We start from the raw sequence: 23,255 nt of genomic DNA, 5'->3' as shown, positions 1-23,255 counted from the left end.
AGGTAGATAAATTGTTGTTAACCCGCAGCGCCATATCCCCCTATGGCGCTGCTTTTTTATATATTTGGGATAGAAAATCCATTTATCATGAAAAGCTTATTCTGTACACTGGCTATCATTTTCGCCACTGTCACCACGTATGCTCAGACCATCAAAGGAACTTATGCCATCAAGAACGTATCCTCCGGCATGGTACTCCGCATCAAAGATGCAAACACTGCCAATGGAACTCCCATCGTTCCTTATTCTCCTGTTAACTGGAAATGTGTAACCTGGGATTTTAAGAATATTGAAGGCCAGGCTTACCAGTTGAAAAATCTCTTCTCAGGAAAAACCTTGCAAGCTAAAACAGCGGCGGCCGAAGGGGTATCACTGGAAGAACAACCTATAGCTGGCCAGCAATATGAATTCCTGCCCGGAGAGAAGAACAGTTACCTGATCAGGGTGAAAGGAACAGAGCTGTATATTACGCAGGGAGAAGATAATATCGTGTTGACCGGAAAGAAGAAGGATAACAAATCACAATCCTGGACATTGGTAGAACAACATCCCACGATGTAATGATCAGTTAAAAAAATAGGCTATTCCTTGAAAGAAACAGCCGGATGATAACCAATGCCAACTTGATAAAGTTCCGGGCTTACCCGTATTTAAAAATTAATACAAAGATGATCATCCCATTACATTCCTGCAATGGCGTTTATAAGGAAAGACTTGTACAGATTATGGGAATTATTTTTTAAACAGCTTTATATAATGGGCATTATCATTCTGAGGAATACCCAAAGAGGCAAATAACTTATTAGCAAGCGTATTACTAAAATGCGCTTCCAGTTCAATACCCGCAAATAGGGGATAGCCACGTTCTGCAGCAATCAACAGATCGATAAACTGCTTTGCCGTTCCTAATCTGCGGTATTTTTTCTTGATATACAATTCATCCACCCCAAGCATCAGCCCTCCATATTCGTGACTCCAGAATCTAAAAATAATAGAATACCCCGCCAGGTTACCATCACATTCAATCATCAATACTTCTCCCATATTGCTATGCTGTTCATAGAACCGCAGCGTAGCCACAATCTTATTGTCCGTAAAGTCTTTGCGGCTGCTAATTTCGGTGTATAGTTCCATGGACATTATGGTGAGTTCTTCAGCATCCATCAGCCGCGCTAACCTATATGAAGTATTCATGTTCAAATTTTTTAAAATAAGCTTTAACTAAATGCTGAAGCGATTTAACATAAACGCGGATGCTGGATTTTCAGGAGACAATATTGAGTCAAAGCTAGGCCCGGGTAAATTCTTAACCAATTGTTGGATTATCGCAAATCTTGTACATATCATCGAAAGGGTTGTATCTATGCAGTGCTTATTTAAACAATTCGAGGCTGTATCAGAAGTAATTTGAAAGTGTTGAAAATTTCATCAACAAAAATTCTCTCCATCATGGACCCGAATTAGATCCGGGTATTGTTACTTTTGGTACAGCCTCGTTGAACTAAATATCATTGGTTGTGGATGAAAAGACCAAACACTCTTTCTTAAAATCAGAAAAATTCGTACCCGTTGAATTCTTAAAAAACTTACTAAAATGCGCAATATCAGAAAACCCCAGGTTCCACGCTACTTCTTTCATACATACATCTGAATAGGCTGCCTGCCGCTTCGCCTCCAATACCACCCTTTGCCTGATATGATGACTGGCCGGATATCCCGTGATCTTCTTCACAATCTCATTCAGGTAATTGGGGGTCACCGACAACTCTCTCGCAAAATCTGCCACCTTTTTCTTACTCTTAAACATGGCCTCCACCATATTCTTAAACTTCTCCACCAATTCAATATTCCTCGTCTGGATGGTCGTTTGCAAGGTACCTCTCAACTGCCTTGTCAGGTAGATCAAAAAGATTTTCAAATACCTTCGCATCAATTCCGTGCGCAATAAATACAAATTATCCGCTTCCCGCATCATCTTCATTGTGATCTCTTCCATTTCCACCGCTATCCGGCTGTCAACTTCTATGCCTGCCGATCGTGAAAATGCCTGAAACAAGCCCGAATGATACATCAGATCAAACTCATGCTCCCCCATATACAGGAAGTCTTCCGTAAACTGATAAATGTATCCTTCTGTGTGGTCATTCCCGGTCAGCTGATGGATTTGCCCGGCAGTTACACAGTATACGCTGTTTGCAGGCATTTCATGTTTCTGCATATCTACAATCAGGGTGCTGTGTCCTTTGGTTACCCAGATGATCTCAATAAAGTTTTGTCGGTGAGGAAGGGCATTGTGCGCTCTGACAGATTCATCATCCCACCGGAAGGGATGAATCTCAAAAGGAAGATCTGCTTCCTTGTGTTTAAATTCCTGCAAAGGGAAATATTCAGGATACTTCATGACAGCTGTGTTTTGTACTAAGTCTTCATATCCTGTGCCTAATAGTATGTGATTGTAAATCAGTGTTTTGTGCGAAATGGCTGATTTTGAAATTGACGATATATCGTCATATTGTTAAAATCGGTACGAAATATCGTTGTGTTATTCCATTGTACATGCTGTTCCCGGGTTCCTGATTTCCTGATTTTCGATTCCCGGGTTGCCGCATCTTTTGCCCCGTTTAGTCCTGCCATTACATAAAGAAAGCGCCTGCAACCCTGCTGGTATAATAGCCGTTAAAAGATTAACGATATTTTATTGAGTGTTTGAAATGTAATACCAGTATATCCTTCTGCCATTTTCCTTCCTGCTGGATCGCAGCTGCTATCTGCTTTGTCAGCTGCGATTCGCATTTACTTTAGTAAATTCATCGTGTTAACAGAATATACCATTAGAAGAAGAAATTCCATTAACTCATTAAACTACCTGTTATGGCAAAGAGCAAATCAAAGACTGGTAATTATATCTTACTGCCCGTTACAGAAACTCAGACCACTGCCGACACCAATCCTAAAGTTGAAAACTTTCTCACAGCGGTATTAGAACCCGCGGTAAGCAGGGAAGCCCTTAGCCTGAAAACCCGTGGACCTGAAAAGTCTGCAAAGAAGATTCCCGTGAAAGTTATCGACTCCATTCAGGATAATGGTGCCAAGCTGGTACAATTGAGCCAGGAAGAACTGGCAGAATTTCGTTTTTCCTATCCGGGCTTGCGTATTATCAAAGAGAAATTTTATAAGAAAGCACAGGTATTCCGGGAATCTATCCAGCAGAAAGCTAAGAAGACGAAGACAACAAAAAAACTGGATCTGACAGTTACCGATACAGATGGGCACCCCATAGCAGGTATTTACATCGTGGTCTTTACTGATTTTGAAAACAAGATAGGGGATTCCGGAAATACCAATGCAAAGGGAAAGCTTTCCCTTACACTCGCCTCTAAGAATATAGAGCGGATCTATGTATATCCTGAGCATACGTATTGGGGATATTATAAAACAAAATTTGCTGCCACCAGTCTTAACATTAAACTCCCAAAAATAGATACAGGGTATACAGATTCCCTGCGTCATTTTTATGATACGCCACAGTGGCCTAAAATTAAAGAGAAGATCCGCATCGGGATTATAGATACAGGTGTAGGGCCGCACAAAGACCTGGTAGTAAGTGGTGGTTTGAATTGTGTGGCGAATGAAGATCCCGCTGATTTCAAGGATAATGGAGAGGGGCATGGTACCCATGTGGCAGGTATTGTCAGTGCCTATGGAGGTGTGTATGGACTGGCTGCTGGTGTAGAGATATATAGCTACCGGGTATTTCCGAAGCATGCCAACGCCTCCAACTTTTATATCATGAAAGCGCTGGCACAGGCCATACAGGACAATTGTGACATCATCAATATGAGCCTCGGTGAATCAGAACCAGATGAAGGTATCAGTAGTTATATCAAGCAGGCATATAATGCGGGGATACTCTGTTTCTGCGCGAATGGAAATGATGACAGGGAGCCGGTGAGTTTCCCGGCTAATTACAGTTTGTCAGTAGCAGTATCAGCGATGGGGCGTAAAAAAACTTTTCCTAAAAACGCTGTACAAACAGGCATTGTAAAGTCTCCTTATGGTACGGATAAAGCGAATTTTATAGCTGACTTTTCCAATATTGGTGTGGAAACAGATCTGACTGCTCCTGGTGTTGGAATTATTTCTACCTTTCCTGACGATTTATACGCGATTATGGATGGTACCAGTATGGCGTGTCCTGCAGCAGTAGGGATGGCAGCACGGGTATTGTCTGGGGCTCCTGAGATCCTGGCTTTACCGAGGGCTTCCGCAAGAGCGGATGAAATGCTGAAGTATTTGTCAGCGAAGATCAGGTCTCTTGGATTTGGTGCCAATTATGAAGGGAAAGGGATGTTACTGGAGGATAAATAATTTTCTTATGGCAAACTATATATTACAATACAAGGGGAGTGGCGTACCTGATCTGCAGGCGGTGAAGGAGACACTGCATGTTTGTGGTGTGAGTATCATTGACGGTAGCTTGCTGCCGCACGCCGCGCTACTGGATGTGAGGGAGGAAGATGTAGAGAAGGTGAGGTGTAAGTTTGAGGCAGATTGGTCACTGACACCTGAGAAGAAATATAAAGTGCCGGATACAAAAAAGCGTACAGAATAATAAATTCAGCAACGCTTTTGCCATCACAGCAAAAGCGTTGCTGAATTATTTCACATCCATAATCATCCACAAGGTGGTATTATAATGTCCTGAATTTCCCATTGGCTGCTCCAGTTTCCTGAAGCCTGCTTTCTCATACATTCCCACGGCTGTAGCCAACTGATCAAACGTTTCCAGGTACACCTGTTTATATCCTAATCCTGGCGCTGCGGCAATCGCCCGCTCCATTAAAATTTTTCCTAATCCCTTTCCTCTTGCCGCCGGTGAAAGATAAAACTTCACTAGTTCTGCGCATCCCTCAGGTAATCCTTCGGTGGGGTAAAGGCCGCATCCTCCCAGCACTTCCCTGTTTTCCTCTGCGAGGTAATAAGTACTTTTGGGATGCTGGAATACTTCATACAAGCGATCTGTATTCGGATCATCATACACAGTTCCAACCTTTGGCGCATCGAATTCAATGAAAATGTTCCTGATAATTTTTGCCAGTGCGCTGTTGTCTCTTTGTTCAATTGTTCTGATCGTGGGCATCAATAGTTAATATTAGTAGGACGGTAAAATACTCAAAATCCCTATAATTGCATAATGATAGCAGATACAGACATACGTGTGGGAAACCTGGTTTGGTATTATGACCTGTACATGAACGAAACGGCCTTTAAGATCGAAGGGATCCTGGAGGGGTATGTTTATAATTCCTGTCTGCCTAAGAGTAAGTTGCCGCTGGCGAAAGTGAATCCGGTAAAACTGGAGGCGGACCAGTTGAATGCTTTGGGATTTGTGAGGGGGGAGAAGGAGTATGGAGAGGATATTCACGTATATTCATACAGGTATACGCACAGGGATAGTATTTATATCCGGGATGAAGGATATGCATTTCAGCTGCTGGCAGCGTCCCCGGCCGGACTGGTACCTTATGGAAGGCCGCTGGTACATGTGCATCAGCTGCAGAATTTGTTTTACGATTTGACAGCTGAAGAGTTGGCGTTGATGTAATAATATTTGGTATTACTTCGCTAAAATAAAATGAGGCTGACCTTTCAGCCAGCCTCACAAATCAATTGTTTTCTCAGCAAAGATTTCTGATACTTAAGAAAATGGTAGTAGTAGGTGCTACTTTCTTTTCACTCGCCGCATTCAGATTTGCAATCCGGATTTTCTGCAGGTTCAGCTTTTTTGTCTCTTGCTTTTTCATAAAAGTGTTATTTTGATGGTTATAAAGCAGTCAAATTAAACTATCCCACTGCAGTCCAGTTACATTCCCATCGCTACTTTTATTATCTTATTATGATCAATCGTATAGATCACCACAGCGGTCAGAACTTTATCCTGCATCCCCGTCACCCGCTCCTCATCTACAACGGTATTCCCGGATACAATCCTTTTTACTACCTGGCAATGCAGCGCTGGAGCCACTTTAAAAAGCTTCCCATAACTTGTCCGCATCGCCTCTTTCCCTTGCAGTAATAGCTGTCCGCTTGTCTGATCATAGATTTTCACACTATCACTATATGGTGCCAGAAATGCTTCCAGGTTTCCCGCATTATAGGCATTCAGTTGTTGTTGTGCCAGTATCTCCGGTGTCACAGGCAGTAAATCTTCCTTTTTAAACACTTTTCCCCTATGAATCGTCAGTGATACATCTCCCAAAGCGTGCAGGTCTTTCACCGGATCTTTGTCCAGCAGGATCAGATCCGCAATCTTCCCTTTTTCAATACTGCCATAATCCTTTTCCTTGCCAAAGCCGATGGCGGCATTCAATGTTGCATCCCTGATAATTTCATAGTTACTTAAGCCAGCCTCCTGCATTGCCAGCAGGTCTTCGAGAAAGGAAGCTGCATGCAAAGTGCCAATATTCCCGGCATCCGTACCTGCTGCTACTAAAACACCGGCCTGCTGCGCAAGTTTTAAATTGGTGGCCATGATTGTATCCGCTTTGTCAGGGAAATGGATGGATGCACGGGTGCCCATATAATCATAGGCACCAGGCATATGTTGCAGATCAGTGAGTGTACCCAGAACAAATGGATCACCGTAGGCCAGCTCATGGGTGGTAAAGGGCTGTATCTGTGTCATCGCTCTATAATATCCTCCCATCACTTTGAGCGTAGGAATGTACAACACCTGTTTATCTTTCAGGAGTTTTAACATGCCAGGGTCCATTACAGCGTCATCCACACTATGCACAAGAATATCAGCGCCTGCCGCTACAGCAAGTTTCGCTGTTTCATATTGCGTCGCATGTACCGCTACTTTTAAACCATTCGCATGACTTTCCGCAATAGCCGCTTTCACAATTGGTAAAGTGCTATCAGCTTTATGGCCAGGATAAACGATGTACCAGATCTTGATAAAATCAGGATGATGAGGCAGCTCTTTTTGCACCAGGGCCTTCGCTTCTTCCGGAGTGGTTACTTTCACAATAGGCGGATCGTTTTCATCCAGTCTTTGGGGCAGGTAAGTAGAAACCAGTGGTCCTGTCACCCAGGCATTTGGGGCTGCAGTGTCATGATTCGCTTTTTCCCTGATGTCAAAATTCCCCATCGGGCCACCTACATCATAAACAGTGGTAATCCCGCAGGCGAGGTACCTGGCCATCAGGTCGCCCAGGTGTTTTTTTACATATTCCTGGTCCTGCTGATAAGGATAATATGCTGTGAGGTTCATTGCATCGGGGCGGGTATATAGTCCTCCGCTCTGAAAGAAATGGATATGTGCATCCGTCATCCCAGGCATCAGGTACTTTCCTGTTCCGTCAATAACGGTGGCATCAGCAGGAACTTTCACTTTAACGCCGGGGCCAGTGGCAACGATGCGATCCTTATCTATGATAATTGTTTGGTCTGTCAGGGTCACATTCTTTTTAACGTCGATCATGTTCACATGTGCAATGCAAATAGTCTGGGCGGCTGCCGACATGGTCAGGCATAGTGTTGCCAGCAGCAAACAAGGGCTCTTCATCGTAAATTTTATTTAGGTTTTTTTATCGGATCAGGGGGGCTTGTTTTTTCAGGAAACCTTCTTTTCAGAATTTTTCTTTGATGACAAAACTTCCTCTTATCTGATCAGGGTTTTAGTTTTTAACCAGAAAACTATGTTTGGGATTTTTCATTGAACTTCCGCTTACCTGATCAATGTCGTTGTACCTTTCCTGAAAATCTTTTTTCCGGAATCTTTCATTGTATATCTGAGCATCCACACATAGGTACCAATATCCGCGGGCTCCCCTTTTACATTCCCATCCCAGCGCCTGGTCCAGTCAGTTGTTTCAAATACGAGTTGTCCAATACGGTTATATACAGCAAAATATAGGTCCACTGCTTTATAGGCATTCAAAGGATAAAGATAATCATTCACCCCATCATTATTAGGTGAAAATGCCGTCGGAACATCGATGTAACAACTCGTCACCGCAGTAATATAATGATCGGCAGTATCCTTACAATGTAACTCATCCTCCACAATTAACCTGATCAGGTATCGCTGTTCTTTACTTGTCGGAAAGTACTGCTGCGCCTCTCCAGAAGGACCAATGCTGGTTACCCCATTCCCATAATCCCAAAAGTAGCGGATGATATTACCATAACTGCTATCTCTTGGGATCACCACATCCAGTGGGCAGTAGGGGCCTGGGTCAACAAAGAACTCCGCATTCAGTGTCTGTTCAAAATTAATACTGTCAAAAGCCGAATCACTACAAACTCCATTAGACACCATCAGCGCTGCAGTCTTAATACCATAAGTACTATACACCTTCACGACCTCCTGTGTCGTCGCCTTTGTGCCATCATCAAATGTCCATTGCCAGCTGTTCACATCATGGTTTCCGTCATGGATAAATTCAACTGTATTGATTTTACAACTGATATCTGCGGTATAAGAAAAATTGGCATTTACGGTATCGGCTGTATGAAAGACTACTGCCTGTGCATATTGTTGTACGGGTTGTCCGCATTCACCTACCAGCACATTGCCATCAGTGCCTGATTTTAAAGTCACTGTATAATTGCCCTTGCTATAAATAGGGTGAGAGAGTTGTACCACCACAGTATCAGTCAGGTTATCGCTGTCACAAAGGCCATGGGCTCCTGTGATGCTGATAGGCTCCGGGCCAGTGATAGAGAAGTCACTTCCATTAGCAGAAATAGAACTACACCTGATAGCAGAAGAGAGGACAATTTTTAGTTCATTGGGAGCACAGCCGGTCACACCTTGAGAAACCAGGGTAATCACTGGCGGCGGGCCAATCCTGAAATGCAGGGTATCGCCCACGGGAACAGGGTTACCACAGGTATTTGCGAGGGTGTTGCCATCTGTACCTGCCTGTGCTGCAATGATATAATCACCTGCAGGCGGGATAGCACTAAGTGAGAGGCTTAGTGTATCAAAATCAAATCCAACGCCACACTGGGTGCTGGAGGCCCCTGTTATTTGAAATCCGCCGGGTGTCACAAGGGTAAAATCACTGCCATCTGCAGCGAGGGTGGAGCAGGCCACTTTCCTGGAAATAGCGACTTTGATCGTATTATTTAAGCACCGGTAGGTGGCAGAAAGCAGTTCCGGAACGGCGGGGTCAGTAATATCTGCGGTGCCCCCATCAAAAGCGAGACTGTAACCGCTTTGAGAATCACCATCAAAGTGGCTGATTAACAATATGTATTCATGACCCTTGGTAATAGTCGGCATCTTACTGAAGAGAGGTTGCCCGGGGCCTCCGCATACATCCAGGGAAGTGCCGGCAGCCGAAGCACCGGTGATCCCACCTTCGCCAGACCAGTTCATGCACACATATAAAGACTTATTGGTAAAGACAGCATCCGGCTGCTTATTGGTAATGTCGAACAGTTGCCAGTCATAATCGTCTGATAATGTATTAGGTGTGATGGTAAAGCCAAGTGTTCCGGTGGTATAGCAGGTGAATTTATACCAATAAGGATTTATATCGGTGTGGGTACCATCACCTGGAATATTACAGTTTGGCCCGGGAATATCATGCGTTTCGCAGATAGGAACAGATTTTTGAATAAAAGATTTCGTACCACACACCGGGAAGGCGGTAGAAGGAGTCTGGCCTATGGAGGTACAGGTTTGTGCTGTAGCGGTTTTCAGTAAGGCCAGTACCATGACCAGGTACAGGAAAAATTTCTTCAATAGCATGTTTTAAGGCGTCCGGGTAAACAATTTAGCTCTTAAAAATAGGTTTTTTTTCTTTGCAAATGTAGACTGCCGTTGGATTTTCATTGAAGATAGGGGAGGGTGTGAAAATTTTTTTTTGAAAATTAATCCAGTTTCCTACTTTTGCAGCGGAGAAATGGCAGAGCGGTCGAATGCGGCGGTCTTGAAAACCGTTGACTGTAACAGGTCCGGGGGTTCGAATCCCTCTTTCTCCGCCAATTATTCAAGAAGCCCGTGCATTGCACGGGCTTCTTTAGGTTTAAATGTATCCCAAATATTATCTCGCTTTACCTCAAATTAAAATTCAGTCATGAACAAAATTATTCAAGCGGATCTGTACCGATATGGAGGTCTGTCTGGAATCAAGGGCTTATTGAAGGGGCTAATGATCCCTGGATTCAGATACATGTATTGTATGCGGAAGGCGTCAGAGGGCAGCCGCTATTCGCTGAAGCGGATCTTTTTCTCCCTTTTGAAGCAGCGGTATTCCTATAAATACGGTTTCCAGATACCTACGCCTACGCAGATAGGTGAGGGGTTTTATATCGGGCATTTTGGTACTGTGGTGATCAATACCAGAGCCAGGATTGGGAAGAATTGTAATATTGCGCACAATGTGACTATAGGGCAGGCTAACAGAGGTAAGCTGGAAGGGTATCCAACCATTGGGGATAATGTTTGGATAGGAACGGGGTCTGTGATCGTTGGGAACATCAAAATCGGCTCCAATGTATTGATTGCACCTAATTCCTTTGTAAATGTAGATGTACCGGATTTTTCGCTTGTTTTGGGCAATCCCTGTAAGATAGTCAGTAAAGAAAACCCGACTGATGGTTATATCAATAATATACTTCCCTCATGATTGTAAGCCCGGTATTGCTGTCAGCAAAATCGGGTTTTTTCTTTTTAGGCTGCCACCACAACTGAATTCCTAAAGAAAATGGACAACCTACTATTTTCGATGACTCGTTAATATTCCGCCACTGTCCTTGTCATACCCGGCCAAACAGTTCCTGAACCTTTTTCCTGGGCCATTTCATCCAACGTGTATGCAATAGATATTGGAGGGCAAAGATTCTGTCAAATAAAAAAAGCTCTGCGCATGCGCAGAGCTGAAAAATAAATTATAATGGTTTAAAGAACGCGAACGTTCACTGCATTTAATCCTTTTTGGCCGTTTTGTACTTCATAAGACACCTTGTCGTTCTCATTGATCTCATCATTCAGGCCCGTTACATGAACAAAGATGTCTTTGCTTCCATCAGCAGGCGTAATAAAGCCAAAACCTTTAGAAGCGTTGAAGAATTTTACTGTACCTTCTTGCATTGTTATTGATTTATTGATAAAAAATTGTTTTTCCTATAGTCTTTTCGTTACATAGTGCCTCGCTTACCGAAATGTACTGCTGCATAAATTTTTTTTTGTTCAGTGCAGCAATGGCACTGTCTCCTGCTGTTGCTGTATGCATATAAACATACCCAAAGCCACGCGGATTATTATTTCTGTCTTTGGCAATTTCTGCCCACTTTACTTTACCAAACTTTGAAAACAGTTGGAAAAGATCTGGTGATGCAATTTCGTTTCCCAAATTGCCTATAAATATTTTCATGGGCACTTTAACTTTTGCATACCTGGTTTACATCGCTTCACTTACTTCCAGGTACTGATTCTTATAATTGAGTTGGTTAAGCGCATGTATCGCTTTTATTCCTCCCTCCTGCGATTCCATCAGCACAAATCCAAAACCCCTTGATCGGCCGTTTTTTTTGTCCATTATTATACCTGCTGAACAAACATTGCCGAATGCTTCAAAAAGCTTGGTCAGTTCTGTTTCTGATGCCTTTATATGTAAATTCCCGATATAGATTTTCATGACGAATGTTTACAGCTTGCTGATGAATAGTTCGTATCTCCTGCGACCGGACTGATATGAAGTTGCCGTTTTGAGACGTGCTTCGTTCAAGACTATAGATTGCATTTACACACTGCTATGATTTAGCTTTTCTATTGCTTTTTTACCAGTTACGCACGCTGTCATTTCAACAAAGCAAACCCTCTGGGATGTTTTGTGAAATTATCGGTGATGATTTTTACGGATTTGACTGCCCCGAATTCTGCGAAGAGATCATTTAATTATTTCTTTGATGTCATGTGACTCAGGTCTCTTATGAAAATGTTCATAATTGCCGGGTGAAAAATAAAAAATGGCAACTGAGACGCAGAAACTGAAAAGGAAGCTAAGACGATTGCAGTTCAGAGAGGGCAATGGCAGAAAACCAATATCTGCGTGAAGGTACATAATTATATTGTATAATCCATCATCCAAATCATAAATATACTTCTGTGGAAAAAAAAACGTGAGTATTGACAATCCGGCAAGACCGGAAAGTGTAAAGACGATACAAGTGCTCAATGCTTTGTACCGTCTGTGTTTATCTATTTTCTCAGCACCTGTACATTTACAGCACTAAAACCCTTCGGCCCTTTTTGCAATTCGTAACTGACCTTGTTCCCTTTTTTCAGCGATTGCGAAATATTGTTGCTATGTACAAAAATGCTTTCTTTACTTTGGCTGTCGCTGATAAATCCATATCCTTTAGCTTCATCAAATGACAGTACGAAACCGGAGTGTCGTAAGTCATGTTCCTTGCCTTGCGGTGCAGCCCCAAGTATAATATCCGCAGGGTCTATTTCTATGCGGTTACGCATATCCGGCGGACGGGAAGTCAGGTTCCCGTTTTCGTCCAGGTACGCCATCATTTCATCCAGGCTTTTGCCTTTCTTGTTGTTGAGCTTGCGCTGCTGCATCTTCTCGGCTTTGTCCTTTCGTTCTTTTGCTTTTTTCTTTTCCAGTTCCTTTTTTAAAAATGTTTCGGCCATGTATTTTGATATTCTTTAAAAATGATTAAACTTTATTAAATCGTTAAATGTCATTATTACTTATTGAGCCACCTTTGCATTTTTAGCGGTGGTGTGTTTGAACATGTGCTACAACAGCACATTATTACCAGGCAACTGTATCGTAGATGCTTGTTTGGTATATGAGTATGAGCAATATGATTACGGTATCATAACTGCGCATTAGGCACTTTGTGTCCGGGCCAACTTAAAGAATGGCAGTGCTCATGTCCTGTTAAGGAAGCAATCGGCACAACCCCATTGAAGGAAAAGATTATCCGTAATTATTTGACGGAACAACTGGGAACCGGAAAAGCGAAGACTGAGAAGAAAGGATCAAATGATACCAATCAGAGAGGCAAGACTTATGCCGTTAATAGTAAAGATAACGTATTTTACGCGGTTTAAAAAATAAAACATGTCAGACGACACTGTTTGAAAACTTTTACTTACACAAGTTTCATTTTATAAAGGTTGTTCGAACCCAATGAGCATAAGACATAAGCAATAAAAAGCAATAGGCGAAAAGGAAAATATGCGCTAAAAATTGATATTCTTGTCTTTTTTCCCATTTTTGCAGTATGGGAAAGCTGGTCTACAATAGAAAATCGATATTCTTCAAGGCACTTAAAATCGAGATAGAAAATTATTTTGTCGAAAACGGCATTGAGAAAACCGGGAACTGGAAGCTGTATATAAAGTCTTTTATTCTTATTTTAATGGCTCTTGGTTCCTATATCTACCTGCTTGCATTTAATTACTCTTTCCCCTTTGGTATTGTACTATCCGGGCTATTAGGGTTTATTCTTGCAGGCATCGGTTTTAATATAATGCATGACGCGAATCACGGCTGTTACTCGACTAAAAAATGGGTGAATAGTTTGATGGGGCTTACACTAAATGCATTAGGGAGCAATGCGTTTATATGGAAGCAAAAACATAATATCATTCATCACACTTACACAAACGTAGATGGTTTGGATGATGACATCGCCAAAAGCCCGGTCATAAGGCAAAGCAGCACGCAGGTCTGGAAACCAGTTCATCGGTTGCAGCATATATATCTTTGGTTGGTCTATGCGCTCAGTTCTATTTTATGGATTTTTGTTACAGACTTCATGAAATACGGCACGCAGAAAATATACAATACAGAGTTAAAGCATATGAATTTTAAAGAGCACTTTATTTTTTGGCTAAGTAAAGTGCTGTACGTTATTTTTTATATCGTGATCCCTGTCATATTTGTAGGCGCACAAAAGTGGCTGATAGGGTTCTTATGTATGCATATCACGTTAGGCCTGTCGTTGGCAGTCGTATTTCAGCTGGCACATGTTGTGGAAGAAACTGAATTCGCATTTTGCAGCGAAGATGATGTTGTGATCGAAAATGAATGGGCGGTACACCAGCTTAAGACTACGGCAAACTTCTCGCCCGGTAATTTCTTTATAACATGGTATGTTGGAGGGCTGAATTACCAGATAGAGCATCATCTCTTTCCCCGTATAAGTCATGTTCATTATCCTGCACTTAGTAAAATAGTGCAATTGAAATGCCAGGAGTTCGGCATCCAATACAATTGCATCCCGACAATTACCGCTGCAATTGCCTCTCATTATAATCATATGCGTTCATTGGGTGTGAATCCCCATAAGAAAATCGAAATAAGTAACGACATCTAACTTCAATAATACAGCCGCATCTTTTGATGCCGCTGTATTATTGAAATGTTTCAATGGCGCTGTTATCGCATCTATTGATCTTTGAGTAATTATTCGGCGCGTAACACGCCATCCAATATTCTATAATTATTTTTATCGCTAAAGTCCCCATTGTATGCTTTATCTGTACGAATCAGTTTTATCTTATGACTAACCTTTTCAATTCTCCATAGCAAATCAAAACCTCCATCACCACACCCGTACCGGTCATTACAGGTTGGGTTAACTAGAACGCATTTCATAAATAGGCATTTACAATTGATAATCAATACATAAATAGTAATTATGAAATGAGTTCTACTTTAGGCTGACTATGGGTGCAGAGGCAATGTTGAATCTGGACAAGTATGTTCGAACCCGATTACGGATATGCATCTGGAAAGAATGGCGACATCCTCGCCGTCGGGTGGTGAATCTGCTGAAGTTAGGAGTTGGTAAGATGAATGCAATAAAATGGGGAACCAGCAGTAAAGGCCTCTGCCGTATTGCACATAGCCGCCCATTGCGTATCATTCTTAATAATGCTTACCTGATGAAATTGGGTTATACGGGTTTTCTTCTTACACATAAACGAAAGGTCAAAACACAGACATCATTATTTTAGCAAACCGCCGTATGCCGAACGGCACGTACGGTGGTATGAGAGGACAGTGAGGGAAATAATCCCTCACTTCCTACCCGATTGTTTGGAAAATGTTTGAGTGGCCATTATAGCTTGAATGATTTAGACTGTAACAGTACCGGCGTTACAGGAGCACCATAGCGAGCCTGGAAGAAAGTGATATGGACAGACTTATTACTTCTTAAAGGTTCGCTGTGCATTCTGCCAGTTTGGTGGAAATAAGATCATGTTCTTAATAACCCCAATGATTTATTTCAGGCTTCGTTGATCATAGACCCGTCCGGGCCACAAATCCTCCTCCCGGAGCCAGTTTAATGGTTAAGGTATCACCTGGGGATAACGTTCTTGTCTCCCTGTCCACCGCCGTATTGGATTGTGTATCGCGGATCAGGATGGCCTCCGTCTTTTTAGAAAGGAATGAAAGGGGAATTTTTACTATTCTCTCAGTTTCGCCATTTATCACTCCGATCCACCATGTATTCCCTTTACGACGCGCGATACCAACAACCTCGCCCATACTGGTACACGGCAAAACCTTCGTTTCATCCCAGACAGTAGGAATCGTCTGAAACAGATCAAACATGGGGCTTTCGAGATAAAATTTATATTGATCACAGAAATGTGTAACCGGAGATAAAAAAACAATCGCCTGCGCAAATTCATTCGCCCAGGTATATCGCTTGCTAATCAATTCCTCCGGGTTTAGGATAACAGGTGTAATATCCGCCGGGCCTGCCATCAGCCGGGTAAATGGCAAAGACACGTAATGCTGAAAGGGCATGGCCCTGTTATATCTTGAAATTTGGTATTCATTGCCCCGAACAGCTTCTCTTGTAATATCATTCGGATAGGTACGCCTCAAACCTGTGGGCTTCACGCTTCCATGAAAATTGAGCAATAACTTTAGCTCTGCGCAATCTTCCATGGTGCCTGCATACCAGTTCATAATGTCGGCCGTTGCATCTGGAATAAAGTCAATCTTAATACCGACAGCACCTAAAGCCTTTATTCTTTCAAGGTATTTGCGCCGATCTATGGCATTTCTACACTCCTTTGAATCCACCCAAACGATAGATTGCACCCCTACTTTCTTTCCATAGTCAATCACCTCTTTTAATAATGTCCATTGGTCTTTCCCATCTTTTCTCCAATCCCGCCAGCCATCATCTACCAGGTAGTACTCCCATTTTAACCTGGCAGCTGCATCGTACCAGTTGGTCTGATCTTCGAATTGCGGTGCACCAATACTCCACCATTGCCATAAACACCTGCCTGGTCTCACCCAGGAAAAGTCACGTCCTTGCTTTGGAGCCGGACAAACATTCGTCAACAGATCCGAGTTAAGGAGATCATTCAAATTTTTTGCAATGATAGTTGTTCTCCATGGGGTGACCTTTTGCCCTTTATAGGAACCATCAGCAACACCTGGAACATTTCCTGCAAGGGTCTCAAATTTCCAGCCATCTTTTGCAAAGGGGAAATACGCTTTTAATACATGATCCCTTTTCATAAATGACATATCTGAAAAGTTAACACAATCAGCCTCAGATATAGATAAGTATTTGCCAGCTATCTCAAATGTAAGTGGCCCCATGACAGGCTGACCTTCCGGAATTTCACTTAATGGAGTTACATGACTATATTCCTCATAAGATTGGCTAAAACCGGACCATGCAATTTTGGATGTACTTCCTGGAAGATTCCAGGAGGTCGATTCACCATTCACATATCTTGTTCCCACCGGAATAGTGTAACGTAAAGCCACACCGTCATCATATACCCTTATAATGAGATTAAATTTCCTGCCTGCAGATTCACATGGAATGCTTGCTTCATTTGCATGACTAACAGCTGATGGATGATTCCCAAAAACTGTATATCTTTCATTTAATGAACTTAACTGGCCAGCCCCAATTATGTTCGTCCTATACCCAAGATCCACACTATCCACAGTCAGACCCAATGGAGAAACATCAATTACTTTTTCATTTGCGTATAGCACAGTATAAGAGAGCCTATCATTTTCAACAAACACATTAACGACAACCCGTTTATCAGGGCTTTTGATTTTGACAGTTTTTTCTTTTCCATTAGCCAGTACGCTAATTATCCCTATACCGCATAAAAGTATAGTTAAGAGACCTTGTTTAAAATATTGCATCCTGTAAAATTGAAGATAAAAGCAGACTATTAACGTGGCTAAAATAATCAATTTTGTATTTACAATAGAAATAGATGATATTCAAAGCCCAATACTACGGCGAGCCTAAATAACATCTATGTACAGCAGGAAGCCTTCACTGGTTAACCGACATCGTAAAGCCTTCCAAACGGTAAAACTTTCGCGCAGCATAATATAATGTTACAATGTGTATTCAGTAATGAATTTCACTCATGTATTTGCAAATCTTAGATAAATCTTCTGTGAAATGGTTTGAAACTCGTCTCCTCCGCCCCGCTAAATAAACCGACCGGGTTTAGCCAATATAGAAGGCCTTCGGATAAAGATCTGAAGACCATTTTGTATTTGAGAAGTTTGAGATATTGAATCGCTCATATGCGATATAAGGTTATAGACAGCGAAGGACAGTTAATCGGAATTTTATTTTTATTTTTCAAAACTTAATTCAATTTCCCTTATGAAATCCTATAATCTGTAGTTCACGTTTCCACTAATAAACCCTTAAAATCAACAACCTATGAGGCAAAAAACAATAATGTTGTTATTGCTGTTCTGTACATTAGCCACCCATGCCCAAGTGGTACTATACAGTGACATTAATTATGGAGGCATTGCTATCTCATTCCCCGTTGGAAATTACAGGCTTGCAGATATGAATGCGGCCGGTTTCCCGGATGATGGTCTCTCCTCCTTTTCCATCCCCACAGGGTATCAGATTACCTTTTTTGCGGATGATAATTTTACCGGAAAAACCTTTAGTTCCACTGCGTCTTCTACATGGATTGGTACTGAATGGAATGACCAGGTAACCTCTTTTATTGTCAGCATGATTCCCCCTTCACAGGGAACGGCCAACTGGATCTGGTCCCCCAATGCTGGTCCGGCAAACACCTGGATCGCTTTCAGGAAAAAGCTAAGCCTTGCATCCAAACCAGCTTCCGCACTCACTAAAATTGCCGCAGAAAATAAGTACTGGCTGTATGTAAATAATCAGTTGGTGGTAAAAGATGGTGGGTTGTCTATTCGTCCTGATCTGGTAAATACCTATTATGATGAAGTAGATATTGCACCCTATCTGCAGGCTGGTGAAAATACCATTGCCGTATTGGTATGGTATAAAGGAGGGCAGAATGGTTATTCAGAAAGGGCTGTGGGCAATGGCGGTTTATTATTCGATGCAGGCTCTGTAGTTGTATCTGATGATACCTGGAAGTACAGTGTGCATCCTTCTTTTGGAGCTACCACTCAATTAATTCTGAACGGACAGGATTACAAATGGATTGCATTCCCTGTTTCCTACAATGCCGCAAATGAACCTGCTGGCTGGACAAGCGCTGGTTTTAACGATGCTTCATGGGCCACAGCTGTAAAAAAAGGACTGCCACCTGTTGCCCCCTGGAATTCACTCGTACCCCGCGGCATCCCATTTTGGAGAGAGGCTGAATTAAGTAATTATCAGAATTCAATACCGACCTCTGTTACAGCTAATACAACCATCACCGGAACTGTTGGTACCAATATACAGTTGCGGCCCTATTTGCACGTAAATGCCCCTGCAGGCGTGAAAATAAAAATTACTGTAAACAGGCATTACTGGCAGGAATATATTACCAAAGCCGGTGATCAGGAATTTGAATGTTTTGCATGGCAGAACTCAAGTAATCATACCGTTACCTACGATTTTTCAAACGTAACTGGAACAGTACAGATATTGGGTTTGAAATATAGAGAGTCCAGCTATAATGTAGATATCACCGGCCAGTTTAATTCTTCTGATGCATCGTTAAACACTTTATGGACAAAGGCTAAAAACACGTCCAAAGTATGTATGCGTGACCAGTACTATGATTGTCCTGACCGTGAACGTGGTCAATGGTGGGGAGATGTATCTGAACAAATCCTCTACTCATTCTACTTATACGATTCCAGTGTAAATAAACTGACACGCAAAGCTTTTCGCGAATTGATGAATACACAGAAAGGAAATGGTTCCCTCTATACGACAGCACCAGGCACCTCCTTTCATCTGCCTGATCAGAACCTGGCCGCAGTTGCCATGATCTGGAAGTACTACATGTATAGCGGAGACAGAGCTTTGTTGCAGGAGATCTATCCGCAATTGAAAAAATACATTCAGTTTTGTGTAGCCAGCTCTAATGCTGATGGTATGCTGCTGTTGCAAAATGATGCCTGGAACTGGATTGACTGGGGTACTAACATTGATCCTGTTCCTGTAGGCAGTGCTAATACGGTGTTCAACGCACTTTATATTTCTGTGCTGGAAACCGCTGTTAACACGGCAAACCTTTTAGGCCAGACTGCAGATGCGACTTATTTTCAGGAACTGCAGACAAAGGTGAAGAACAACTTCAATAATTATTTCTGGAACAGCGCATCACGTGCCTATATGTCCAGCAATGTGTCATCCCGGCTGGTTGATGATAGAAGTAATGCCTGGGCTTTATCTACCGGACTGGCCAATGATCAGCAGAAAGCCGGTGCGCTGAGTGTTTTGAAAAACAGAAATGATGCAGGTCCGTACCAGGAAATGTATGTTGAAGAAAACCTGTTTAAGCTGGATCCTACTGCTGCGGTTACACGTATGAAAAATCGTTTTGCACCGATGATCAACAGCTGGTCTTCTACCCTGTGGGAAGATTTTACAGAAAGTAATAGTAATGCTGGATATTCCAGTAATAACCATGCATGGTCTGCCGGTCCTTTGTATGTGATGAGTGCTTACCTACTGGGTATCCGGCCTACACAGCCGGCTTATGCTGAGTTTATATTTGCGCCACAGCCGGGAGGCCTTACGCAATTTGCTGGCGTAGTACCCAGTGTGAAAGGAAATATCGTCGCCAGCGTCTCTCTTGACAGCACTGGTTTTACCCAAAGCCTTACATCACCTTCAGGCACTACCGCCATTGTAAGTGTTCCAAAAGATGTATTGCCCACCCTTATTTCTGAGATCAAGGTAGGAGGCATCACTGTATGGAAAAATGGTACATTCTTAGGTGGTGTGAGTGGTGTTACATTCTTTCAGCAGAATGATGTATCTGTACAGTTTAAAGTGAGTCCGGGAAGCTGGGAGTTCACCGCTTTGCCATTTAGTAGTACAGATCCGGTGATCACTTATGTAGATTGTAATTATAGCGGAACTGCTGTCAGTCTGCCTGTAGGCAATTATACACTGGCGCAGATGAATGCAAAAGGTATACCTGATGATGCGATCTCATCACTGGTAGTAGCCGAAGGATATAAAGTAATGCTGTATGCCGATGATAATTTTACTGGTCAGACAGAAACGCTGACTGCAAATAATAACTGTATTACCTGGTCTGCACTCCATGATAAAACGACCTCTATACGTGTGTTGACGAATGGCGTTACCAATCTTTCTGGTACGTATTTTATACAGAACAGGGCCAGCGGTTTACAAATGGATGTAAACGGGGCATCTACTGCCGATGGTGCCAGTGTTATTCATTCTGCATATAACGGGAACGCCAACCAGCAGTTTATTTTTACACATCTGGGCGACGGTAATTATAAGATTCTCGCTAAGCACAGCAGCAAATCGCTGGATGTAAACGGTGCTTCTCTTTTAAATGGTACTAATGTAATTCAGTATCCATATCATGATCCGGTTGAAAGTCATCAGAATTTTATCATCGTTGCTACCGGAGACGGTTACTATAAGATGATTGCTAAGCACAGCGGAAAGGTATTGCAGGTAAATGGTGCTTCAGGCGGAGGGTTGGTACATCAATGGTCAAATATCGGACAGATAAATGGTCAGTGGTCATTCACTGCTGCTGCGGCGGCTGTTGCAGCAGCAACTACGTCCTCATTTTCTGTAGATCCTAACCCTGTTACGAATATGATAACGGTAAAACTGACTGCTAAGAAAGAAGAAAAGGCTTATATGCGTATTTACAATGCATCCGGAACATTGGTGCGCCCGGCCCAGAAAATTTACAGCGGCCAGCAGTTTAATCTGTCTGCATTGCCTGCCGGGGTTTATATTGTCAATGTTACGATTGGTGATAAAGTTGAGAGTAAGACGGTGGTGAAGTACTAATTGCAGGAAATTGGCTCATAAATAGAAATAACGACTGAGAATTGCTTAAACGGCTACCCGGCACCATCAGGGATACGAATAAAAGAGGCTGTATCGGACTCATGATACAGCCTCTTCTTACTTTCATTCCAACATGAGATTCACATGTAGCATACAGATTTAACCCAAAAATTGTCCATCATTTATTAAATTCGCCCAATATTCCAACTGTAAAAACATCCCTGATGAGAAATATTCGCTGGAGCTTTATCCTGCTTGGTATGCTGGCTGCCCACACAACCATGGCACAATATGCAGATGATAACACTACTGTCACAAAACAAAAAAAGCCAATAGATCTTGATAGTACAAAAATCTCCAGGATATCACTACCTGGCGCTGCGACTGATCCAGGCCTTATGGCAGGAGTCAATATATCCGGTATACAGATCGTCAATGCGGTTAGTGATTCCTCAATATTGGGCTATGTACAGACAGGCATGTTCAACAGGTGGAGGCCGGCAGCATTGGATGGTACATTCACACCTTATTTGCAGGCTTTTGTAGATAACAGGTATAGCCTGATCTATAAAAGTGATGCCCAACAACTGGTGTTTGTGATCCAGGAACTAAGGATCGGAGAGCGTACTTTTAATATGAGCGAGCGGAGCTTCCTCCAATTCAGGGCAATTGGTTATGCCGGGGATGGTAGCGGACATTTTAAGAAAGTGGCTATGCTGGATACGATACTTGTCAAGGGAGGTATGGATGTAACCCACAAACATGGAGACAATATTGCACATGCTTTGCAGATCTTATTGAACAGGTCTGTGGCAAATACAAATGCCGGTGAGGGGGCATATACTTTAGCTGAAATAAAAGAGAAAGCATTGGCAAGGTACCAGGCTCCTGGCTTACAGGTAAAGGAACGTGGAGATGCTATTTATGTGACTTTTAAGGACTTTATGAACGATCAGCCTACCTATGCCAATACCGGCTATGATCTTCAAAATGATGTTGCTCATTTCTATTATACAGATAGTACGGGCAATAAGGTGTATGTCGATAAGTTCTGGGGCGTACGTACAAATGGTGTTTTGCTAAAGCAATACTACGACCTGCTGTTCCCGGTTGAACAGCGGCAGAATAGCATCTACTTAGTAGATTACCTGTCGATGTCAAGGAAAAATAATAATGCGATACTGGTAGGTGCGATTGGTGGTGGATTGATGTTTGGTGCGATAGGAGGTGCTATTGTAGCGGCTTCCAGTGAGGGAAGTGCAGCAAGGGAAATGCCTATGGTTGAAAATATTCCATATATTAAAAAGAAGGGACCTTTTGCAACCCGGGTGGATATAGAGACGGGAGAGTTCTCTTTGTAAATATTTCAGGAGGGCGTCTCATAAATAAATGAGCGCTTTTTTCTTGTTATACCATGCGCTATAATGAGCCTCATATTTAGAAGCTTTTGTAATAAGCTATGAACCTATTAGTTTTTATGGAGCGGGTGAGCGATAAACGAAGCACTAAAAAAGGGATTTCTCCCCTTTTTAGGCTATTTTCTTTCTCAGATTATGCACTAATGCCAGTAATTCTGTTTCAACCCTGACTTTTTCAAGCCCATGAAGCATAAATCTTTTGAAGTTATGGTTATGTTTGATATTACCAAACACAGGTTCGGTGTCAAAACAACGTTGTTTACGTTTTGCTATTCCTCGCCTGGTTTTTAATCGTTTGTCTGCTCTTGATTTTAGCCGTTGCAGGTTGTGATTGATTGCTATGATTCTATTTTCCTTCCTATTATGGCATTGTTCCCATAATCTGCACCATTTACAACTTTCGGTCTCATATCTGATAACAGTCTGTTCAAAACCAGTGCCTGTCTTTTGGGTATAAGTTCCCACGTTTCTCATGGGTTTATCCTTCGGACAATAATAGATATCCCTGGCAGCATCGTAGCGTAGTTTATCGGAAGAGTAAGGTTTTTTGTT

At 42.4% G+C, this 23,255-nt stretch carries 20 protein-coding genes, 1 tRNA gene and 1 pseudogene; 9 read left to right on the top strand and 13 right to left on the bottom strand.

The window, feature by feature from the left end; all coding sequences use genetic code 11:
* Positions 1 to 87: 87 nt before the first annotated feature.
* Positions 88 to 561 carry an RICIN domain-containing protein gene (locus U0033_RS09545; RefSeq protein WP_072357084.1) on the top strand — a complete coding sequence of 158 codons (474 nt, stop codon included), beginning with the start codon at positions 88 to 90 and terminating at the stop codon, positions 559 to 561.
* A gap of 171 nt (positions 562 to 732) precedes the next feature.
* Here the strand turns inward: U0033_RS09545 and U0033_RS09540 are convergent, their stop codons facing one another.
* Positions 733 to 1,194 (bottom strand): GNAT family N-acetyltransferase, encoded by a 462-nt coding sequence (locus tag U0033_RS09540; protein ID WP_072356959.1) that lies wholly within the window; start codon positions 1,192 to 1,194, stop codon positions 733 to 735.
* A 307-nt stretch (positions 1,195 to 1,501) separates the two neighbouring features.
* Complete coding sequence (locus U0033_RS09535; RefSeq protein ID WP_072356961.1) at positions 1,502 to 2,401, bottom strand: helix-turn-helix transcriptional regulator; 900 nt, start codon at positions 2,399 to 2,401, stop codon at positions 1,502 to 1,504.
* Positions 2,402 to 2,871: 470 nt separating this feature from the next.
* Between U0033_RS09535 and U0033_RS09530 the strand changes: the two genes are divergently transcribed.
* Both U0033_RS09530 and U0033_RS09525 read left to right on the top strand, forming a co-directional pair.
* Positions 2,872 to 4,368 carry a S8 family serine peptidase gene (locus U0033_RS09530; protein ID WP_072356962.1) on the top strand — a complete coding sequence of 499 codons (1,497 nt, stop codon included), beginning with the start codon at positions 2,872 to 2,874 and terminating at the stop codon, positions 4,366 to 4,368.
* A 7-nt stretch (positions 4,369 to 4,375) separates the two neighbouring features.
* A complete protein-coding gene (locus tag U0033_RS09525) occupies positions 4,376 to 4,612 on the top strand; it encodes a hypothetical protein (RefSeq protein WP_072356963.1) in 237 nt (78 codons plus the stop codon).
* A gap of 45 nt (positions 4,613 to 4,657) precedes the next feature.
* On the opposite strand, the gene U0033_RS09520 is transcribed toward U0033_RS09525, so the two are convergent.
* A complete protein-coding gene (locus tag U0033_RS09520; protein ID WP_072356964.1) occupies positions 4,658 to 5,140 on the bottom strand; it encodes a GNAT family N-acetyltransferase in 483 nt (160 codons plus the stop codon).
* Positions 5,141 to 5,194: 54 nt separating this feature from the next.
* On the opposite strand from U0033_RS09520, the gene U0033_RS09515 reads away from it, so the two are divergent.
* Positions 5,195 to 5,605, top strand: coding sequence for a hypothetical protein (locus U0033_RS09515; RefSeq protein WP_072356965.1), 411 nt, complete (start codon positions 5,195 to 5,197; stop codon positions 5,603 to 5,605).
* A gap of 73 nt (positions 5,606 to 5,678) precedes the next feature.
* Here the strand turns inward: U0033_RS09515 and U0033_RS09510 are convergent, their stop codons facing one another.
* From U0033_RS09510 to U0033_RS09500, 3 genes are all read right to left on the bottom strand, one after another.
* Complete coding sequence (locus U0033_RS09510; RefSeq protein ID WP_262487749.1) at positions 5,679 to 5,804, bottom strand: hypothetical protein; 126 nt, start codon at positions 5,802 to 5,804, stop codon at positions 5,679 to 5,681.
* A gap of 59 nt (positions 5,805 to 5,863) precedes the next feature.
* Positions 5,864 to 7,570, bottom strand: a complete 1,707-nt coding sequence (locus U0033_RS09505) for an amidohydrolase family protein (protein WP_072356966.1) — start codon at positions 7,568 to 7,570, stop codon at positions 5,864 to 5,866.
* A 162-nt stretch (positions 7,571 to 7,732) separates the two neighbouring features.
* On the bottom strand, positions 7,733 to 9,766 hold the full coding sequence (locus U0033_RS09500) for a T9SS type B sorting domain-containing protein (RefSeq protein WP_072356967.1): 2,034 nt from the start codon (positions 9,764 to 9,766) through the stop codon (positions 7,733 to 7,735).
* Between the two features lie 148 nt (positions 9,767 to 9,914).
* Between U0033_RS09500 and U0033_RS09495 the strand changes: the two genes are divergently transcribed.
* Both U0033_RS09495 and U0033_RS09490 read left to right on the top strand, forming a co-directional pair.
* Positions 9,915 to 10,002, top strand: a tRNA-Ser gene (locus U0033_RS09495).
* Positions 10,003 to 10,094: 92 nt separating this feature from the next.
* Entirely contained in the window at positions 10,095 to 10,646 is a 552-nt protein-coding gene (locus U0033_RS09490) for a serine O-acetyltransferase (RefSeq protein WP_072356968.1), read from the top strand.
* A 272-nt stretch (positions 10,647 to 10,918) separates the two neighbouring features.
* Here the strand turns inward: U0033_RS09490 and U0033_RS09485 are convergent, their stop codons facing one another.
* From U0033_RS09485 to U0033_RS09470, 5 genes and pseudogenes are all read right to left on the bottom strand, one after another.
* On the bottom strand, positions 10,919 to 11,110 hold the full coding sequence (locus U0033_RS09485; protein ID WP_072356969.1) for a cold-shock protein: 192 nt from the start codon (positions 11,108 to 11,110) through the stop codon (positions 10,919 to 10,921).
* 10 nt (positions 11,111 to 11,120) lie between these two features.
* Complete coding sequence (locus U0033_RS09480; RefSeq protein WP_072356970.1) at positions 11,121 to 11,393, bottom strand: RNA recognition motif domain-containing protein; 273 nt, start codon at positions 11,391 to 11,393, stop codon at positions 11,121 to 11,123.
* A 27-nt stretch (positions 11,394 to 11,420) separates the two neighbouring features.
* Positions 11,421 to 11,657, bottom strand: a complete 237-nt coding sequence (locus U0033_RS09475; RefSeq protein WP_072356971.1) for an RNA recognition motif domain-containing protein — start codon at positions 11,655 to 11,657, stop codon at positions 11,421 to 11,423.
* 161 nt (positions 11,658 to 11,818) lie between these two features.
* A pseudogene (locus U0033_RS33275) lies at positions 11,819 to 11,875 on the bottom strand (hypothetical protein); the annotation flags it as partial.
* 345 nt (positions 11,876 to 12,220) lie between these two features.
* On the bottom strand, positions 12,221 to 12,664 hold the full coding sequence (locus tag U0033_RS09470; RefSeq protein WP_072356972.1) for a cold-shock protein: 444 nt from the start codon (positions 12,662 to 12,664) through the stop codon (positions 12,221 to 12,223).
* 599 nt (positions 12,665 to 13,263) lie between these two features.
* Between U0033_RS09470 and U0033_RS09465 the strand changes: the two genes are divergently transcribed.
* A complete protein-coding gene (locus tag U0033_RS09465; RefSeq protein WP_072356974.1) occupies positions 13,264 to 14,361 on the top strand; it encodes a fatty acid desaturase family protein in 1,098 nt (365 codons plus the stop codon).
* A 929-nt stretch (positions 14,362 to 15,290) separates the two neighbouring features.
* Here the strand turns inward: U0033_RS09465 and U0033_RS09460 are convergent.
* The gene (locus U0033_RS09460; RefSeq protein ID WP_218163975.1) at positions 15,291 to 17,057 is read right to left on the bottom strand and encodes a glycoside hydrolase family 97 protein; all 1,767 of its coding nucleotides are present in this window, start codon (positions 17,055 to 17,057) and stop codon (positions 15,291 to 15,293) included.
* Positions 17,058 to 17,721: 664 nt separating this feature from the next.
* Here U0033_RS09460 and U0033_RS09455 point away from each other — a divergent pair.
* Together U0033_RS09455 and U0033_RS09450 are read left to right on the top strand one after the other, a co-directional pair.
* The gene (locus tag U0033_RS09455) at positions 17,722 to 21,285 is read left to right on the top strand and encodes an alpha-L-rhamnosidase-related protein (RefSeq protein ID WP_083571314.1); all 3,564 of its coding nucleotides are present in this window, start codon (positions 17,722 to 17,724) and stop codon (positions 21,283 to 21,285) included.
* A gap of 224 nt (positions 21,286 to 21,509) precedes the next feature.
* Positions 21,510 to 22,646 (top strand): hypothetical protein, encoded by a 1,137-nt coding sequence (locus tag U0033_RS09450; protein WP_072356979.1) that lies wholly within the window; start codon positions 21,510 to 21,512, stop codon positions 22,644 to 22,646.
* A 168-nt stretch (positions 22,647 to 22,814) separates the two neighbouring features.
* Here the strand turns inward: U0033_RS09450 and U0033_RS09445 are convergent, their stop codons facing one another.
* Complete coding sequence (locus tag U0033_RS09445; RefSeq protein WP_177318525.1) at positions 22,815 to 23,168, bottom strand: transposase; 354 nt, start codon at positions 23,166 to 23,168, stop codon at positions 22,815 to 22,817.
* Positions 23,169 to 23,255: the final 87 nt, after the last annotated feature.

The organism is Chitinophaga sancti (assembly GCF_034424315.1).
In the GTDB taxonomy this organism is placed as follows: Bacteria; Bacteroidota; Bacteroidia; order Chitinophagales; family Chitinophagaceae; genus Chitinophaga; species Chitinophaga sancti.
This window is presented reverse-complemented; position numbering and strand designations above follow the sequence as displayed.